Genomic DNA, 15,917 nt, shown 5'->3' with positions numbered 1-15,917 from the left:
ACGTCAGATCTCCCTGTGCGGTGCCTTGCGGGGCAGCAGGAAGCTCGCCGCGAAGCCCGCCGCGAACATCGCGACCGGCAGCCACAGCGCGGACCGGAAGGCGTCGCTGAGCCCGGACCCGGACGGCAGCGTGAAGAACGCCGCGCCGATCGCGGCGATGCCGATCGCGGTGCCCACCTGCTGCACGGTCGTGCCCATGCCGGACGCGGAGCCGGCATCCTCGACCGGCACGTCGGCCAGCGTGAAGTCGAAGAGCAACGCAAGGATCAGGCCCATGCCCGCCCCGCCGACGACAAGCGCGGGTGCGAGCGACAGTGCGCTCACGCCGTCTTCGACTATCAGCATCTGCCAGAGCATCGACGCGGTGATGAGGGCGAGCCCCACCTGCAGCACCGGCCGGCCCAGCCGCGGCCCGAAGACCGCGAGCGAGATCGCCGCGAACACGGGAACCGCCGCTCCCCACGGGATGCCGGCGAGCCCGGCGCGCAGGACGCTGTAGCCCTGGCCGGCCTGGAGGTACACGGTGAAGACCAGCAGGTAGCCGAACACGCCGCCGAAGAAGAGCAGCGCGACGAGCAGCCCGCCGGAGAACGAGCGGTGCCGGAAGAGGTCGAGCACCACGAGGGGTGAGTTGACGCGACGGCGCTGGTACGCCACGAAGACGGCCAGCACCACCAGCGAGCCGGCGAGGCTCGTGTATATCCACAGTGGAGCCATGTCGCGGCCTTGCACCAGCGGGTAGATGAGCAGCAGCAGGCCGACAGTCACCAGGGCCACGCCGGGCAGGTCCAGGCGGTTGGCGTGTTCCGCCTTCGACTCCGGCACGACGAGGGCGGTGGCCACCAGCGCGAAGATTCCCACCGGCAGGTTGACCAGAAAGATCGAGCGCCAGCCCAGCCCGCCGACGTCGCCGTCGGTGAGCAGCGCGCCGACGATCGGTCCGCCGACCGTGGCGACGCCGGCGAGCGCGCCGAACGCGGCCATCGCCTTGCCCCGCTCCCCCGGCGGGAAGAGCACCTGGATGATCGAGAGCACCTGCGGCACCATCAGCGCGGCGGCGATCCCCTGCAGGACCCGGGCGGCGACAAGCTGGCCCGGTGTCTGCGCGGCGCCGCACAGTGCCGAGGCGACCGTGAAGCCGCCGATCCCGATCATGAAGATCCGCTTGCGGCCGTAGATGTCGCCGAGCCGCCCGCCGGTGATCAGCGCGAGCGCGAACGACAGCGCGTAGCCGGCGGCCACCCATTGAAGCGCGGAAGAACTTGCGCCTAGGTCGTCCCGAATCGCCGGGAGAGCGACGTTGACGATCGTATTGTCGAGTAGGTCCATGAAGAGAGCGAGCAGAACCACAAGAAGCGCCAGCCGGCGCTGCCGGTACACGCGATGTCCCCCGTAGACTTATTGACCCAAGAAGTATCTGCTTGGTGCAGATACTTCCAACGCTAAGGGAGTTTGGAGACCCGTGTCAACCGAGCGCGAACGGGCGATCACGGAGCTGTTCCGTGTGATGCCCCGCCACGTGCAGGAAACGGTGCGCTTCTATGACGCGGTCGCTGACCAGATGGGCATTCACATCACCGACCTGCACTGCGCGGGGGCGCTCATCGACGCCGGCCCCATGTCCGCCGGCGAGCTGGCGAGCCGGCTCGGCCTGACCACCGGAGCCGTCACCCGGGTCATCGACCGGCTGGTCGAGCGGGGGTTCGCGCAGCGGGTGGCCGATCCGGCCGATCGGCGGCGGGTGCTGGTCGACCTCACGCCCGAGGCCACGACGCAGGTCGGCGCCCAGTTCGCCGGCATGGCCATCCACCTGGAGCAGGCGGTCGCCGGCTTCAGCGACGACCAGGTGCGGTTTCTGGTGGACTTTCTCGACGGCAGCGTCGAGTTCACCCGCTCGGAGACCGAGCGGCTACGGCGGGAGGGGCGGACGCACGCCACCCGGGTCAGTCGAAAAGACGGCGAATGATCGGACGCGCGGCGTCGCCGGCGTTGTCGCCGAGCGGGTCGGGAAACGCGCCCGCGAGCCACAGCGTGGCAAAGCCGTGCACGATCGACCAGGCGGCCAGCTCGGTCTCCCGCGCGCCCTCGGCCGGCGGCGGTTCGTCCAGAGTGGACACCCCAGCACTCAGCGCGGCGCCCGCGCGCTCGCGGGCGGCGATGACCTCGCCGTCCTCCTGGTCGAAGAGGCTGGGCTGAAACATCACCTCGAAGTGCGCCCGGTTTTCCGTCGCGAAGCGCACGTAGGTCACCCCGGACTCCAGCAGGCTGCCGGTCTCCGCCCGGCTCGCGTCGAGCGCGTCCGCCAGCCGGTGGAAGCCCTCGACGGCGAGCGCGGTGAGCAGCCCGGCCTTGTCGCCGAAGTGGTGCGCCGGCGCCGCGTGTGACACGCCCGCCCGCCGGGCCAGGTCGCGCAGGCTGAGCGCGGCCGGGCCGGACTCGGCGATCGCCTCGGCCGCCGCCACGAGCAGGGCGCGCCGCAGGTCACCGTGGTGGTACGAGCGCTTCTCGGTCATCCGCACACTTTAACTTGCCAGCGACAAGTTGCTGCCTCCGCCTAAATAGTTTGGCACCTAACAGTCAGGTGGCTAACATGTTGCCCGTGGAACTCGTGAACCTGCACGACATCCCCCTCGGGCGCCTGCTCGTGGTCGCCGGCCAGCGCGCCACCGCCCGGTGGAACAAGCTGCTGGCCGACCGCTTCGGCCTCACCAACTCGGGCATGTCGGTGCTGCTCGCGCTGCACGGCCGGGGTGAGCTCACGCACGGCGAGCTGGCGCTGCTCTGCTTCGTCAAGCCGCCCACGCTCACCGGCATCGTCGACACGCTCGAAAAGGGTGGGCTCGTGGAGCGGCGCCGCGACGGGGCCGACCGCCGGGCGGTACGGCTCGCCCTCACCCTCGACGGGGCGGTCGCCGCCCAGTCCCTGATCAGCCTGATCCGCAACCCTCGGCCTCTCACCTCGGTCGACGCCGACCCGGCGAAAGCGCAGGTGATCCGCGAGTTCCTGCTCGAAATCATCGCCAACATGACCGACACGGAGGCTGCCGAAGTGCCCATCCTGCACGGGGAGGAGAGCTCATGACGCCCGCGGTTGAGGTCCGCGACCTCGTCAAGCGATACCCGAAACGCGATGTGAACGCGGTCGACGGGCTGTCGTTCACCGTCGAGCCGGGCGAGATCTTCGGCCTGCTCGGGCCGAACGGAGCTGGCAAGTCCACCACGATCGGCGTGCTCACCACGCGGGTCAAGGCCACCGCAGGCGAGGCCCGTGTCGCGGGTGTCGACGTGATCCGGGACCCCGTCGCGGCGCGCAAGCTCTTCGCGGTGGTACCCCAGCAGACAAACCTGGACCGCTCGCTCACGCCGCGGCAGAATCTCGCCTTCCACGCGGCGTACCACGGCCTGTCCCGCACCGACCGCAACGCGAAGGCGGCGGCCATGCTCGACGAGTTCGGCCTGGCCGACCAGGCAGACGTCAAGGTCGACTGGTACTCGGGCGGCATGGCCCAGCGCCTCATGATCGCGCGGGCGATGATGCACGAGCCGAAGGTGCTCTTCCTGGACGAGCCGACGACCGGCCTCGACCCGCAGTCCCGGCTGTTCATGTGGGAGCGGGTCCGTGACCTGCGGTCCCGCGGCGTGACGGTGGTGCTGACCACGCACGACATGGACGAGGCCGCGGAGATGGCCGACCGGGTGGGCATCGTCGACCACGGCAAGCTGCTGGCCCTCGACACGCCCGAAGGGCTGACCCGAGGCCTCGCCGGCCACCTTGTGCTCGACCTGTCCGTGACGCCGGGCGAGGGCGACGACCCCGACAAGCTGATCGCCGCCCTCACCGACGTGGCGGGCGTCGAGCGCGGCGAGGCGGTGGCCGGCGGCACGATCCGGCTCTACCTGACCAGCGACCCCGCCACCGTCCTCGCACCGGTCATCGCTGTCCTGAATGGACGGTCGGCGATCCTCACCAACGTCCACATGGGAGCGGCGAGCCTGGAGGACGTCTTCATCGAGCTGACCGGAAGGGGCCTGCGATGACCGTCCTGGACACTCCCACGCCGACCGAGGCCCGCCCGTCGGCCGCGAAGGCGTTCCGGGCGATCCTGTGGCGCGACGTCTTCGTGACCGGCAAGGAGTTCTGGGTGTTCCTCGCCCAGGTGGCGCTCCAGCCGCTGTTCATGCTGTTCGTCTTCGCCAAGGTGCTCAACGCCGGTGGATACGTGACGGACGACTACGCCCACCTGCTGCTGCCCGGGATCGTGGCACTGACCGCGTTTCTCACCGCGCTGCAGACCGTCTCGTTCCCGCTCATCATGGAGTTCAGCTTCACGCGGGAGATCGAGGACCGGCTGCTCGCACCGCTGCCCACGTACCTGGTGGCGCTCGAGAAGCTGCTCCTCGCCATCATCCGGGCGCTCGCCTCGGCGGTGGTGATGTTTCCGATCGGCGCGCTGGTGCTCGGCTCGGCGCCGTGGCACTCCGACGGCGTACCGCTGCTGATCGCCAGCCTCGTCCTGGGCAGCTGGGTCGGCGCCGGCATCGGGCTCACCCTCGGCACGATGGTCCCGCCCTCGAAGATCAGCGTCATCTTCGCGGTGATCCTCACGCCGCTCATGTTCACCGGCGCCACGCAGTACCCGTGGCAGTCCCTCGACTCGATGCGATGGTTTCAGGTGGTGACCGCATTGAACCCGCTGACGTACCTGTCCGAGGCGGTCCGCGCCGCCGTGGTCCCCGAGGTGCCGCACATGCCGCCGTGGGTCTGCGTGCTGGTCCTGATCGGTTCGGGCGTCATCTTCACCGCGGTCGGCATAAGGGGCTTCATGCGCCGCGCGATCAACTAAGGCCCTGACGTGTTGTGCTGGCGGGCGCCCACGGGGGGCGCCCGCACGCGCTTACGGACGGGCGGCGGCCGCGATCAGGTCCAGTGCCTCCCCCTCGGGGAGCGGGCCGTGCTCGCGGCCGTCGCGCAGGCGGAGCGAGACCGCGCCGGCGGCGGCCTCTCGGGCTCCGATGACCGCGACGTACGGCACCTTGCGCCGCGCCGCGTCTCTGATCCGGGCGCCGAGGGTGCCCTCGCCGGCCACCTCGGCGCGCAGGCCGGCGGTGATGGCGGACCGCGCAAAGCGCTCCACCGCGGCGTCGCCGACCGGCAGGATCTCCAGCTGCACCGGGGCGTACCAGGCGGGGAAGGCGCCCTCGTGCACCTCGATGAGGTACGCGAACAGGCGCTCCATGCTCCCCACGACGCTGCGGTGCACGATTACCGGGCGGCGCCGCGCGCCATCGCGGTCCACATAGGACAGCTCGAAGCGGGCGGCCTGGTGAAAGTCGAGCTGCACGGTCGAGAGGGTCATCTCGCGTCCGGCCGCGTCGAGCACCTGCACGTCGATCTTCGGGCCGTAGAAGGCCGCCTCGTCCGGCGCCTCCACATAGGACACGCCGAGGTCCTTGAGCACGCCGCGGAGCACGTCCTCGGTGCGCTCCCACATCGGCGGGTTGTCGACGTACTTGTCGCCGGCGCCGTGCAGCGAGAGGCGGAAACCGGCCGGCCGCACGCCGAGCGCCGCGTGCGCCCGCTGGATCATCTCCAGCACCGCGGCCACCTCCTCGCCGGCCCGGTCGACGGGGCAGAAGTTGTGCCCGTCGTTGAGCCAGATCGAGCGCACCCGGCTCAACCCGCCGAGCACGCCGGAGCGCTCGGCGCGGTACATGCCGCCGAGCTCGGCGATCCGCAGTGGAAGGTCGCGGTACGAGCGGCCACGCGACCGGTACACGAGCGCGTGGTGCGGGCAGAGTGCCGGCCGCAGCACGAACTCGTCGTCCGGCGACAGGCGCATGAGCGGAAACATGTCCTCGGCGAAGTGCGGCAGGTGCCCGGAAAGCTCGTACAGCTGGCGTTTGGCGACCGGCGGCGAGTACACGTGCTGGTATCCCGCGCGCCGCTCCTCCTCCCGGATGTACTCCTCGACGGCGTGCCGGGCGGCGGCGCCGGCGGGCAGCCAGATCGGCAGGCCCGCGCCGGCGAGCGGGTCGGAGTGAAAGAGCTCGAGCTCGCGGCCGAGCTTGCGGTGGTCGATCATCGTCGTCTCCTTCGTGGGCAGCCGCCCCCGAAGAGCGAAAAGGCCCCGGGGCGGAGTCGCCCGGGCCTCAGTCAGGACTAGCGCATCACGAGGTCACGCCGGGACATCCCGGCGTCGTCGTGACTACTGCGCTTCGCATGCCGACCAGGATAGCCCTCAGCGCAGCCGGGTCACAGTGACTTCCACGCCCTGCCCGCTGTTTTCCGGTCCGGAGTAGACGCCTTTCAGGGGCGGCACGTCGCCGTACTCCCGGCCGCGCCCGACGACGACGTGCCGCTCGCCGACCGGTATGCCGTTGGTGGGGTCGAAGGCCGTCCAACGACCGACCCACCACTCCACCCAGGCGTGGCTCTGCCCGACGACAGCCTCGCCGATCGCGGCCGCCGGCGAAGGGTGCAGGTAGCCCGAGACGTACCGCGCGGGCGTGCCCATCGCCCGCAGCAGCCCGACCACCAGGTGGCTGATGTCCTGGCAGACGCCCTTGCGCTGGCGCCACGCCTGCACCGCGTCGGTCTGCACGCCGGTGGCACCCGGCACGTACTCGACCTCCTCGCGGACCAGCGTGCAGGTGGCCAGCGCGGCGGCGTGCGGGGTCGGGTGCTCGCCGCGCACCCGCTTGGCCACCTCGGTCAGCTCCTCGTCGAGCGCGGTGCGCGGGGTCGGCAGCAGCAGCTCGTGCCAGCGGTCGACGGTCTCCGGCACGGCCAGCTCGCCCCACGTGGCACCGCCGTCGCCCGCGATCAGGTCGCCCGCCGGCAGCGTCTCGACGGTCGCGGTCGCGGTGACCTGCAGCGTCTCGTGCGCGGCGTGCACGTCGAACGCGGTGACGACCGTGCCCCAGTAGTCCTCGTAGCGGTAGGTGCGCGCCGGCGGCCACACCTCCACCCGCGCGTCGAGCACCGCCTGGCGGGCCTCGTTGCGCGGGGACATGCGGGCCTCGTTGTAGGACGCGGCCACCGGCCCCGCGTACGTGAAACCGGTCTTGTGCTGCACTCGCAGCCGCCAGCTCGACGCGCTCACGCCACCGCCTCCGAGACCCACAGCACCGCCGACGTCTGGCGGAAGTAGCGGCGCGACACCGCGTCGTTGACCTGCGAGCAGGTGCGCTCCAGGCCGGCGAGCACCGAGCCGAGGTCGGCCATCAGCTCGTCGGCGCCGCGAAACTCCAGGTTGGTGCGGGACCGGCCGACGATCCGCTGCGCGTCGGTCGCGACGCCGGCCCGGCTGGGGTCCGGCTCCAGCTCGGCCAGGCACGACTCGGCCGAGGACAGCGCGGCGAAGACCGAGCGTGGGAAGAGGCGGTCCAGCAGCAGGAACTCGGCGGCGTGGCGGTCGTCGAGCGAGCCCCGGTACGTGCGCAGGTAGGTCTCCCACGCGCCGCACGAGCGGAGCAGCGTCAGCCACGACGGGATGCTGCCGCCGGCGCGCACGTGCGTGGAGAGCAGCCGCGCGGTCATGTCGACCCGCTCCACGCTGCGTCCCAGCACGAGGAAGAGCCACCCCTCGTCGCGGCTCATCGTCGCGTCGGTGAGGCCGGCGAGCACGGAGCACCGCTCGCGGACCCAGCGGAAGAACGCGTGCACGCCCTGCTGCTCCACCCGCCGGCGGGCGTCGGGCAGGCCGTGCCAGGTCGCGTTCAGCGTCTCCCACATCTCCGACGAGACGGTCTCGCGCGCGCCGCGGGCGTTTTCCCGGGCCGCGGCGAGCGCGCCGACGACCGAGCTTGGATTGTGCTCGTCGAGCCCGAGCAGTCCGACCACGCGAGCCACGGACATCGGCCCGTCGACGGAGGAAACGCCCATCACACCGAGCAGCGAACGGCACGCGGTCTGCTCGTCGACCCACGGATCGGCGAGCATCCGGTGCAGGTGCACGTCGAGGATGCGGGCGGTGTCTTCGGCGCGCTCGACGTAGCGGCCGATCCAGTACAGGGACTCGGCGATGCGACTCAGCACTGAGCCTCCCGGGCGGATTGCTGCTGTTGCTGCTGCTGAACGGCGACGGGCCCGGCCGACGGCCCCGGGTCGGGGCTGCGCGGGCTCGGCACGACCACCACCGGCGCCTCCTCGACGGGCGCCTCCTCGGCCGGACCGGACACGTCGGTGAGCACCCACGTGTCCTTGGAGCCGCCGCCCTGGCTGGAGTTGACCACGAGGGCGCCCTCGGGCAGCGCCACCCGGGTCAGCCCGCCGGGGAGCACCCAGACGTTTTCCCCGTCGTTGACCGCGAACGGGCGCAGGTCGACATGGCGGGCCCGCAGCCTGTTGCCGACCAGCGTCGGCACCATCGACAGGGCCACCTCGCGCTGGGCGATCCAGCCGCGCGGGTCCACCTCGATGAGCGAACGCACCGCCGCCAGCTGCTCGTCGGTGGCCTGCGAGCCGATCACGATGCCCGCGCCGCCGGAACCGTCGACCGGCTTGAGCACGAGCTCGTCGAGGCGGTCGAGCACGTGCGCCAGGACGTCGGGGTCGTCCTCCAGCCGGTAGGTCTCGACGTTGGGCAGGACCGGCTCCTCGTTGAGGTAGTAGCGGATCAGGTCGGGCACGTACGTGTACAGCAGCTTGTCGTCGGCCACCCCGTTGCCCACCGCGTTGGCGATGGTGACCCGGCCGGCGCGGGCGGCGTTGAGCAGGCCCGCACACCCGATCACCGAGTCGGCCCGGAAGTGCACAGGGTCGAGGAACTCGTCGTCGATCCGCCGGTAGATGACGTCGACCCGCTGCTCGCCGGCCGTGGTGCGCATGGCCACCTCGTTGCCGACGCAGACGAGGTCGCGCCCCTCGACAAGCTCGACGCCCATCTCGCGGGCGAGGAGCGCGTGCTCGAAGTACGCCGAGTTGTGCACGCCGGGGGTGAGGACCACGACGGTCGGCTCGTTGACACCGACCGGCGCCGCGGCGCGCAGGGCCCGCAGGAGCTGCGCGGGGTACGACTCGACGGGCCGGATGCGGGTCGCCGCGAAGACCTCGGGCAGCACGTGCGCCATCGCCCGCCGGTTTTCCATCACGTAGCTGACCCCGGACGGCACCCGCACGTTGTCTTCCAGCACGCGGAACGTGCCCTGCTCATCGCGGATCAGGTCGACGCCGGCGACGTGAATGCGCACGCCGTTGTGCGGGGTGATCCCGGCCGCCTCGCGGTGGAAGTGCGCGCTGGTGACCACGATCCGCCGGGGCACCACGCCGTCGGCGAGCACCTGTCCCGCTCCGTACACATCGTCGAGGAACGCCTCCAGCGCCCGGATCCGCTGCGCCACACCTATCTCGACCGTGCGCCACTCCTGGGCGGCGATGATGCGCGGCACGATGTCGAGTGGAAAGGGCCGCTCGACTCCCTTGAGGGCGAACGTGATGCCCTGGTCGAGGAAGGCCCGGGCCAGCACCTCGGCACGGATGCCCAGCTCGGCGCTGGACAGCGGCTGGAGGGTGGCATGCAACGCCTCGTACGTCGAGCGGGGCATGCTCGGCTCGCCGAACATCTCGTCCCACCCCGGGCCGAGGCGGTAATCCTCGAACAAGTCCGCCATGGCCCGACGCTACGCCGATCTCGTTGCGCCCGGGTAACACGATCTTACGAGCGTCACTCTGGGCCGGTCCGGCGGCACGGGACCTGCCGCCGGACCGATGAGCGCGGCACGCCAGGAACGGGGGACCCGGCGGAAGCTCGGCGCTCACCAGCAACGGTACGCCGAACGGACGCGAGTATCCGGTAAGCCGAGCTGAGATCTCGCTGAGAGCAAATAGCGCCCGGAGCGAGCTTGCCGGAAACTATCCTGGCGCGGGGGAGCGCAGGGGAGGGTGGCCGTGGCTGATCTGCTCACGAGCGTGGCCTCGCCCCTGACCGCGTACCTGGTGCTGATGGCCCTGCTGGCCATGGACGCATTTGTCCCGGTCATCCCCACCCAGGCCCTGATGATCACGGGTGGCGCACTCACCGTCTACGGCGACCTCAGCCTCCCGGTCACGATCGCGGTCGGCGCGCTCGGCGTGTTCGGCGGCGACCTTGTCTGCTACCTGCTGGGCCGCTCGGCCCGCCAGCCCGGCGCGAAGCCCGAGGTGCCGGTCCACAGCCGAGCCCGCAAGGCCGCGATCCGTTTCACCCGAGGGCTGCGCCGCCCGGGTCCGATGGTGATCCTGTTGTGCCGGTTCGTCCCCGGTGGCCGGATGGCCGCGTGCTTCCAGGCCGGCCGCGTGCGCTACCCGGCCCGCCTGTTCCTCACCTACGAGGCGGCGGCGGCGTTGCTCTGGGCGACGTATGGCGGGGTGGTCGGCCACCTCGGCGGCACCGCGATCACCCAGTCGGCTTGGCGCCTCGTCGCGGTCGCCGCCGTGGCCGCCGGCGTCTTCGCCGGCGCCGGCTGGATCCTCGCGCTGAGCCGTCCCAGACCCGAGCCCGCCGACGCCGCCTGATCCCGGCGGAGCTCGCACCTGATCCCGCGCGGACCTGGCAGCGGAGGCCGGGGGTCTCGGCGAGCGCTCGCGAGCCGCCGGCCTGCGCGGTCTCCGGCGGGAGCGGCGGTCCGCAGCTGACGCGGACCCGGGAAATCCGGCTTTGATCGTGGTCAGTCGATCTCGTGGAGCATGAGCTGCCGCCCGGCCTCGGCGATCGAGCCGGACAGCGACGGATAGATCGTGATGGTGTGCGCCAGTTGGTCCACCGTGAGGTGGTTTTCCACCGCCATCGTGATCGGCAGGATCAGCTCGCTCGCCTTCGGGGCGACCACCACGCCGCCGACCACCGTGCCGGTCGCGGGGCGGCAGAAGAGCTTGACGAAGCCGTCGCGCAGGTCCTGCATCTTGGCCCTCGCGTTGCCGGACAGCGGCAGCATCACCGAACGGGCCGGCACCTTGCCCGAGTCGACCTCGCCCTGCGAGACGCCCACCGAGGCCAGCTCGGGGTCGGTGAAGACATTGGCCGAGACGGTGCGCAGGCGCAGCGGCTGGACCGCCTCGCCCAGCGCGTGCCACATCGCGATGCGGCCCTGCATGGCGGCGACGCTCGCGAGGGGCAGCACGCCGGTGCAGTCGCCGGCCGCGTAGATGCCGGGCACGTTGGTGCGGGAGACGCGGTCGACCGTGAGGTAGCCACCCTTGGCCACGGCCACGCCGTACGGCTCCAGGCCCAGGTCAGCCGTGTTGGGCACCGAGCCGACCGCCATCAGCGCGTGCGAGCCGGAGACCACCCGCCCGTCGGCGAGCTCGACCCGCACGCCGTCACCGTCGCGGCGGACGGCGTCGGCCCGGGAGTTGCCGAGCACGGTCATGCCGCGGGAGCGGAAGACCTCCTCGATCACGGCGGCCGCGTCCGCGTCCTCGTGCGGCATGACCCGGTCGCGGCTCGAGACGAGCGTGACCTTGACACCCATCGCCAGGTACGCGCTGGCGAACTCGGCGCCGGTCACGCCGGAGCCGATCACGATGAGGTGGTCGGGCAGCTCCGGAAGGTCGTACACCTGCCGCCAGGTCAGGATCCGCTCGCCGTCCGGCACCGCGTCGGGCAGCACGCGCGGCGTGGCGCCGGCCGCGATCAGCACCGTAGAAGCGTCGACCGAATACTCGGAGTTACCGCCCTCAGGCGTGATCCTCACCTGGTGGGTGTGACCGAGCGTGTCGTCACCGAGACGCGCCCGACCGTGCACGAAGGTCACGCCCGCCTTGATCAGCTTGGCGTGGATGTCACCGGACTGTGCCAGCGCGAGCCGCTTGACCCGCGAGTGCACCGCCGAGGCGTCGACCGTCACCGCCTCCAGGCCGTCCGAGTGGACGCCGAACTCCTCCGTGTCGCGGTAGCCCGTCACCACGTCTGAGCTGGCAATAAAGGTCTTCGATGGCACACAGTCGGAGAGCACACAGGCTCCGCCGGCCCCGTCTGCCTCCACGACGGTGACATCGGCGTCGAGCTGGGCGGCGACGAGAGCTGCCTCGTACCCCGCCGGGCCACCTCCGATGATCACGATGCGACTCATTTTCCCCCAGAAGGATCCGACACGCTCCGTCGTATTCTCCCCCACCGGTCCGCCGGGCTATCGTCATCGCCGTGCGTCATTACGCCGCGTACGGCTCAAACCTCGATCCCGCACGGATGCGTGCTTACTGTCCGCATTCGCCCATGGTGGGCACCGGCTGGCTGGAAGGCTGGCGCCTCACCTTCGCCGGCGAGGGGTGCTGGGTTGGGAGGGCGCCGTCACCACGATCGTCGAGTCTCCAGGCGATCGGGTCTTCGTCGCGCTCTACGACGTGCACCCCTGGGACGCCTCCCAGCTCGACGAGGTCGAGGGCGTCGTGGCGGGCACGTATCGCAAGCTGACGGTCCGCGTGGTCACCCTGGACGGCGAGATGACCGCCTGGGTGTACGTCTTCGACGGGTACGAGGGTGGCCTGCCCACCGCCTGGTACCTGTCCGAGATCGCCAACGCGGCGGAGAAGGCGGGCGCACCCGACGACTACGTGGCCCAGCTGCGCAGCCGGCCCACGAACACCGCCTCGCCCTAGGGCGTGCCGTTGGCGGAGGCCGCCGGCTCGGTGCGGACGAGGTGGAGCGCGCTGTCCAGCAGCCCCACCAGCTCGACGCGCTCGGCCGACTCCAGCACGGAAAACGCGTCCGCCGTGATCCGGTCGGTGACCGCCTCCGCCCACATGCGACGGCGCACGAGCGGGCCGATCGGCGGGTACGGCGGCTGCCAGCCGAACGCCACCGCGCCCGCCTCGCCATCCGGTCCCGCGATGATCGCCTCAAGTGGAGTGAGCCCGCTGGCGCGCACCGCGAGCAGGTGACCGCCACCCCGGTACTCCCGGAGCAGGTGGAGCAGGACGGCCGCACGCGCGCCCGGCGCGTCTTCGGGCACGGGCATCGCGCGCCAGGCGGCGAAGAGCGGCATGCCGGCTGGGTCGGCCGAGACCACGATCCGCTGGGAAAGCTCCACCAGCCGCCCCACGCGCGGGAAGCTCTCCAGGTGCTCGATGCCCCACCTGCAGCACTCGGCAAGGCGCTTGGCTGCCACCTCCATGGGCGGTACGACCCGGCGGGCCGCCTCCCACCCGTCGACCACCGCGTCGGGCGCGATGAAGCCCAGCGCCGCGGCCACGGTGTCGGTGCGCACGTCACCCAGTGCGCCACCGCGCCCCGCGACGTAGAAGGCCCAGCCGGACAGGCCCATCATGCGAGCGCGCCGCAGGGTGCGCGGATCTTCGCTGAACGCCCCACCAAGCTCCAGCACACCCGCCTTGGCGGCGGCCGCGGCCTGTTCTGGGGTCACCCGCCAGATTGTGCCTTCCCGATGCCGTCCGGGTCGAGAGCCTCCAATGCGCCCTCCACGTCGCCGGTGTGCCGCCGGGCCGCCGCCACGGCTCGCTCGGCCGCCTTGCGGGCCAGCTTGCGCCGGCTGAGCTCCTCGTCGGCCGCCGCCTTCCGGCGCTCCACTTCGGCCAGTTCGGCCTCGATGTCGGCAAGGTCGTCGGCGCCGCGCCGCTCGGCCTTCACCGCTCGCTCCAGGTCGGCCTCCGCCTTCTTCAGGGCGGCCTGCGCGGCCTGGAGCTCCTTCTTGAGGGGGCCGCGCCGATCCTCGGCCTTGGGCGCGGGGCGCTCCGGCGTCGTGTCCTCGGCCGTGACCAGGCGCAGCTGGGGCCGGGGCACCTCGCCAAACCCGGCGTACGCCGCGGCGCGCACCAACCGCCCCGAGCGCACCTGCCCGGCGACGTCCTCATCGGACAGCGCGGCGGTGAGCGTGTTTTCCACCTCGCCCAGCGGCAGCTTGGCCCGCGTCAGCGAGGGGTCGGCCGCGAGCGCGAGCTTGCGGGCCTCGTCGACAAGGCCGGCGACCGCCTGCCGCCGCTGCTTGGACAGCTCGCGCAGCTGCGCGCCCTTGAGGTCGCGCTGTGCCGCCCGCAGCGCGCGGGACAGCTCGACGAGCTCGCCCATCAGGTCGGGGCGCTGGATCGCGAGCAGGTTGACCAGCCAGGCGGCCACGGTCGGCTTGCGCAGCTTGGCGATCTCGCGCGCAGCGTCGAGGTCACCGGCCGCCTTGGCCGACGCCACCGCCTCGTCCCGGGCGGCGACGAAGCCCTCCGGTGGCGCGCTGTAGAGGCGCTCGCCGACGTCGCCGCGCATCAGTTGATCGTAGTCCCGGGCTGCAGCCAGGCGTAATCCGTGCCGGAGAGGCGCCCGAGGTGGGTGTTGACGATCTTCAGGCCGCGGTCGTTGAGGATGCCGTCGTGCAGCCCGTAGGCCCGGCGGGGGTGCACGGCCCGGGTGAACTCGATCGCCTCGGCCAGCTTCAGCCACGGCGCGGAGATCGGGACGAACAGCGTGCCCACCTCGGCGCCGAACGGCGGATCGAACGAGTCGCCGGGGTGGTAGATCTCGCCCTCGACCAGGTAGCCGAGGTTGGCCACCCGAGGGATGTCCGGGTGGTTGACCGCGTGCAGCCCGCCCCACGCGCTCACCTCGAAGCCGGCCGCCTCGAACGCGTCCCCCGACTCCACAGTGGTCACCGCGGCGCCCAGGCGGTCCAGAGTGGACGCGGTACCGGCGTGCGCGTACACCCGCAGCGACGGGTTCTTCTCGCACGCCTCCGCGACCGCGTCGACGTCGATGTGGTCGGGGTGCTCGTGGGTCACGAGTACGGCGTCCGCACCGTCGAGCGGCTCCCGCCCACTGAACTCGCCCGGATCGATGACCAGGACCGCGCCTTCGCGCTCGATCCGTACGCAGGAGTGGCCGTACTTGGTAAACCGCATCGTGACCTCCTCGACCTCGAACCGTGACTACCCCGAAGGCAGTCTGCCGGAACCGATGGACGGCCGTGGCGCGTCCCAGGAAACACCAGTGGCAGACACCGATCCGTCAGGGGGCACATAGATGTCGCACAGCAGGTGGTGGAGGGTCGCGCTCGCGGCCGGCGTCGTGGCGCTGGTCGCGGCCGGCTGCGGCAGTGACGCCGGGGACGACACGGCCACGTCGTCCAACGGGCAGGAGGGCGGGGCGGCGGCGCCGGCACCCGCGCAGGGCGAGGCGGTGGGCCCGGGAGCCGACAAGGACGCCGGCGCGGCCCCGCCCAACGCCGGGGCGCCGGTGAAGTACCGCCTGGAGGATCGGGCGATCATCTACACCGGCTCGATCAGCGTGCGGGTCAAGGACGTGGGCGCCGCCGCGGCGGAGGCCACCTCGATCGCCACCGGCTCGGGCGGCTTCGTGGGCGGCGACAAGCGCTCCAGCAGCGACTCGTACGCGGAGGCGACGATCGTCCTGCGGGTGCCGGCCCCCAAGTTCGGCGCGGTGGTCGACCAGCTCGCCAAGCTCGGCGACCAGCTGCAGCGCGACATCAGCACCGAGGACGTCACCGAGGAGGCGCTCGACCTCGACGCCCGGATCAGCAGCCAGCGCGCCCGGGTGGACAGCGGCCGGCGGCTGCTCGCACAGGCCAAGACGCTCAGTGAGCTCGTCATGCTCGAGGGTGAGCTGGCCAAGCGGGAGGCGGACCTGGCGTCGCTGGAGGCCAAGAAGCGCCGCATGGACGACCTCACCGCACTGTCCACGATCACCGTGACGCTGCTCGGCCCGCAGGCCGCGGCGCCGGTCGCGGAGAAGAAGAAGACCGAGATCGGCTTCCTGACCGGGCTCAAGGGCGGCTGGAACTCGCTGGTCGCCGCGCTCCTCGTCATGCTGACGGTGCTCGGCGCGCTGCTCCCGTGGATCATCGCGCTGGGCATCCCGGTCGCCGGCGCGCTGTGGCTCGCCCGCCGCGTGCGCCGCCCCCGCCTGGCCCCGGTGCCACCGGCTCCGCCCGCGGCGGGACCGCCCGCCGCGCCGGCTCCCTGAGAAGCAAAGAAATGG

At 71.7% G+C, this 15,917-nt stretch carries 16 protein-coding genes and 1 pseudogene; 7 read left to right on the top strand and 10 right to left on the bottom strand.

Features of this window, described 5'->3' with window-relative positions; translation table 11 throughout:
* Positions 1-3: 3 nt before the first annotated feature.
* A complete protein-coding gene (locus Phou_RS22940; protein WP_371872157.1) occupies positions 4-1,380 on the bottom strand; it encodes an MFS transporter in 1,377 nt (458 codons plus the stop codon).
* Positions 1,381-1,462: 82 nt separating this feature from the next.
* On the opposite strand from Phou_RS22940, the gene Phou_RS22935 reads away from it, so the two are divergent.
* Complete coding sequence (locus tag Phou_RS22935; RefSeq protein ID WP_173057884.1) at positions 1,463-1,966, top strand: MarR family winged helix-turn-helix transcriptional regulator; 504 nt, start codon at positions 1,463-1,465, stop codon at positions 1,964-1,966.
* Here the strand turns inward: Phou_RS22935 and Phou_RS22930 are convergent.
* Positions 1,944-2,513: a TetR/AcrR family transcriptional regulator gene (locus Phou_RS22930; protein WP_173057883.1), complete on the bottom strand. Its 570-nt coding sequence runs from the start codon at positions 2,511-2,513 to the stop codon at positions 1,944-1,946. The genes Phou_RS22935 and Phou_RS22930 overlap by 23 nt on opposite strands.
* An 86-nt stretch (positions 2,514-2,599) precedes the next feature.
* On the opposite strand from Phou_RS22930, the gene Phou_RS22925 reads away from it, so the two are divergent.
* Genes Phou_RS22925 through Phou_RS22915 form a run of 3 tightly spaced genes read left to right on the top strand, consistent with a single transcriptional unit; the run spans position 2,600 to position 4,844 of the window.
* Positions 2,600-3,082: a MarR family winged helix-turn-helix transcriptional regulator gene (locus Phou_RS22925; RefSeq protein WP_173057882.1), complete on the top strand. Its 483-nt coding sequence runs from the start codon at positions 2,600-2,602 to the stop codon at positions 3,080-3,082.
* Positions 3,079-4,038, top strand: a complete 960-nt coding sequence (locus Phou_RS22920) for an ABC transporter ATP-binding protein (RefSeq protein WP_173057881.1) — start codon at positions 3,079-3,081, stop codon at positions 4,036-4,038. The genes Phou_RS22925 and Phou_RS22920 overlap by 4 nt, the downstream gene beginning before the upstream one ends.
* Positions 4,035-4,844, top strand: coding sequence for an ABC transporter permease (locus tag Phou_RS22915; RefSeq protein ID WP_173057880.1), 810 nt, complete (start codon positions 4,035-4,037; stop codon positions 4,842-4,844). The genes Phou_RS22920 and Phou_RS22915 overlap by 4 nt, the downstream gene beginning before the upstream one ends.
* Before the next feature lie 51 nt (positions 4,845-4,895).
* Here the strand turns inward: Phou_RS22915 and thrS are convergent, their stop codons facing one another.
* The 4 genes from thrS to Phou_RS22895 form a co-directional block, all read right to left on the bottom strand.
* A complete protein-coding gene (gene thrS / locus Phou_RS22910) occupies positions 4,896-6,083 on the bottom strand; it encodes a threonine--tRNA ligase (protein ID WP_173057879.1) in 1,188 nt (395 codons plus the stop codon).
* A gap of 156 nt (positions 6,084-6,239) precedes the next feature.
* Positions 6,240-7,103 carry a transglutaminase family protein gene (locus Phou_RS22905; RefSeq protein ID WP_246273687.1) on the bottom strand — a complete coding sequence of 288 codons (864 nt, stop codon included), beginning with the start codon at positions 7,101-7,103 and terminating at the stop codon, positions 6,240-6,242.
* On the bottom strand, positions 7,100-8,038 hold the full coding sequence (locus tag Phou_RS22900) for an alpha-E domain-containing protein (protein ID WP_173057878.1): 939 nt from the start codon (positions 8,036-8,038) through the stop codon (positions 7,100-7,102). Before Phou_RS22900 ends, Phou_RS22905 begins: the two co-directional genes overlap by 4 nt.
* Positions 8,032-9,612, bottom strand: a complete 1,581-nt coding sequence (locus Phou_RS22895) for a circularly permuted type 2 ATP-grasp protein (protein WP_173057877.1) — start codon at positions 9,610-9,612, stop codon at positions 8,032-8,034. The genes Phou_RS22900 and Phou_RS22895 overlap by 7 nt, the downstream gene beginning before the upstream one ends.
* Before the next feature lie 277 nt (positions 9,613-9,889).
* On the opposite strand from Phou_RS22895, the gene Phou_RS22890 reads away from it, so the two are divergent.
* The gene (locus tag Phou_RS22890; RefSeq protein ID WP_173057876.1) at positions 9,890-10,495 is read left to right on the top strand and encodes a DedA family protein; all 606 of its coding nucleotides are present in this window, start codon (positions 9,890-9,892) and stop codon (positions 10,493-10,495) included.
* Between the two features lie 152 nt (positions 10,496-10,647).
* Here the strand turns inward: Phou_RS22890 and Phou_RS22885 are convergent, their stop codons facing one another.
* The gene (locus Phou_RS22885; RefSeq protein WP_173057875.1) at positions 10,648-12,051 is read right to left on the bottom strand and encodes an NAD(P)H-quinone dehydrogenase; all 1,404 of its coding nucleotides are present in this window, start codon (positions 12,049-12,051) and stop codon (positions 10,648-10,650) included.
* Between the two features lie 71 nt (positions 12,052-12,122).
* Between Phou_RS22885 and Phou_RS22880 the strand changes: the two are divergent.
* Positions 12,123-12,577 (top strand): annotated as a pseudogene (locus Phou_RS22880) (gamma-glutamylcyclotransferase).
* Here Phou_RS22880 and Phou_RS22875 read toward each other — a convergent pair.
* Genes Phou_RS22875 through Phou_RS22865 form a run of 3 tightly spaced genes read right to left on the bottom strand, consistent with a single transcriptional unit; the run spans position 12,574 to position 14,821 of the window.
* On the bottom strand, positions 12,574-13,341 hold the full coding sequence (locus Phou_RS22875; protein WP_173057874.1) for an SCO6745 family protein: 768 nt from the start codon (positions 13,339-13,341) through the stop codon (positions 12,574-12,576). The pseudogene Phou_RS22880 and the gene Phou_RS22875 overlap by 4 nt on opposite strands.
* Complete coding sequence (locus Phou_RS22870; protein ID WP_173057873.1) at positions 13,338-14,192, bottom strand: hypothetical protein; 855 nt, start codon at positions 14,190-14,192, stop codon at positions 13,338-13,340. Before Phou_RS22870 ends, Phou_RS22875 begins: the two co-directional genes overlap by 4 nt.
* Positions 14,192-14,821 carry an MBL fold metallo-hydrolase gene (locus Phou_RS22865; protein ID WP_173057872.1) on the bottom strand — a complete coding sequence of 210 codons (630 nt, stop codon included), beginning with the start codon at positions 14,819-14,821 and terminating at the stop codon, positions 14,192-14,194. Before Phou_RS22865 ends, Phou_RS22870 begins: the two co-directional genes overlap by 1 nt.
* 121 nt (positions 14,822-14,942) lie before the next feature.
* On the opposite strand from Phou_RS22865, the gene Phou_RS22860 reads away from it, so the two are divergent.
* Positions 14,943-15,902: a DUF4349 domain-containing protein gene (locus Phou_RS22860; protein ID WP_173057871.1), complete on the top strand. Its 960-nt coding sequence runs from the start codon at positions 14,943-14,945 to the stop codon at positions 15,900-15,902.
* Positions 15,903-15,917 lie beyond the last annotated feature (15 nt).

Origin of the sequence: Phytohabitans houttuyneae (assembly GCF_011764425.1) — a bacterium.
Classification (GTDB): domain Bacteria; phylum Actinomycetota; class Actinomycetes; order Mycobacteriales; family Micromonosporaceae; genus Phytohabitans; species Phytohabitans houttuyneae.
The sequence above is the reverse complement of the archived record's forward strand: the minus strand, read 5'-3'. Positions and strand labels throughout refer to the sequence as shown.

What these genes read in the sequence shown, in the direction of transcription:
- thrS (WP_173057879.1), bottom strand. Translation starts at nt 6,083, where the DNA reads ATGATCGACCACCGCAAGCTCGGCCGCGAGCTCGAGCTCTTTCACTCC.
- Phou_RS22915 (WP_173057880.1), top strand. Translation starts at nt 4,035, where the DNA reads ATGACCGTCCTGGACACTCCCACGCCGACCGAGGCCCGCCCGTCGGCC.
- Phou_RS22865 (WP_173057872.1), bottom strand. Translation starts at nt 14,821, where the DNA reads ATGCGGTTTACCAAGTACGGCCACTCCTGCGTACGGATCGAGCGCGAA.
- Phou_RS22885 (WP_173057875.1), bottom strand. Translation starts at nt 12,051, where the DNA reads ATGAGTCGCATCGTGATCATCGGAGGTGGCCCGGCGGGGTACGAGGCA.
- Phou_RS22930 (WP_173057883.1), bottom strand. Translation starts at nt 2,513, where the DNA reads ATGACCGAGAAGCGCTCGTACCACCACGGTGACCTGCGGCGCGCCCTG.
- Phou_RS22920 (WP_173057881.1), top strand. Translation starts at nt 3,079, where the DNA reads ATGACGCCCGCGGTTGAGGTCCGCGACCTCGTCAAGCGATACCCGAAA.
- Phou_RS22870 (WP_173057873.1), bottom strand. Translation starts at nt 14,192, where the DNA reads ATGCGCGGCGACGTCGGCGAGCGCCTCTACAGCGCGCCACCGGAGGGC.
- Phou_RS22895 (WP_173057877.1), bottom strand. Translation starts at nt 9,612, where the DNA reads ATGGCGGACTTGTTCGAGGATTACCGCCTCGGCCCGGGGTGGGACGAG.
- Phou_RS22860 (WP_173057871.1), top strand. Translation starts at nt 14,943, where the DNA reads ATGTCGCACAGCAGGTGGTGGAGGGTCGCGCTCGCGGCCGGCGTCGTG.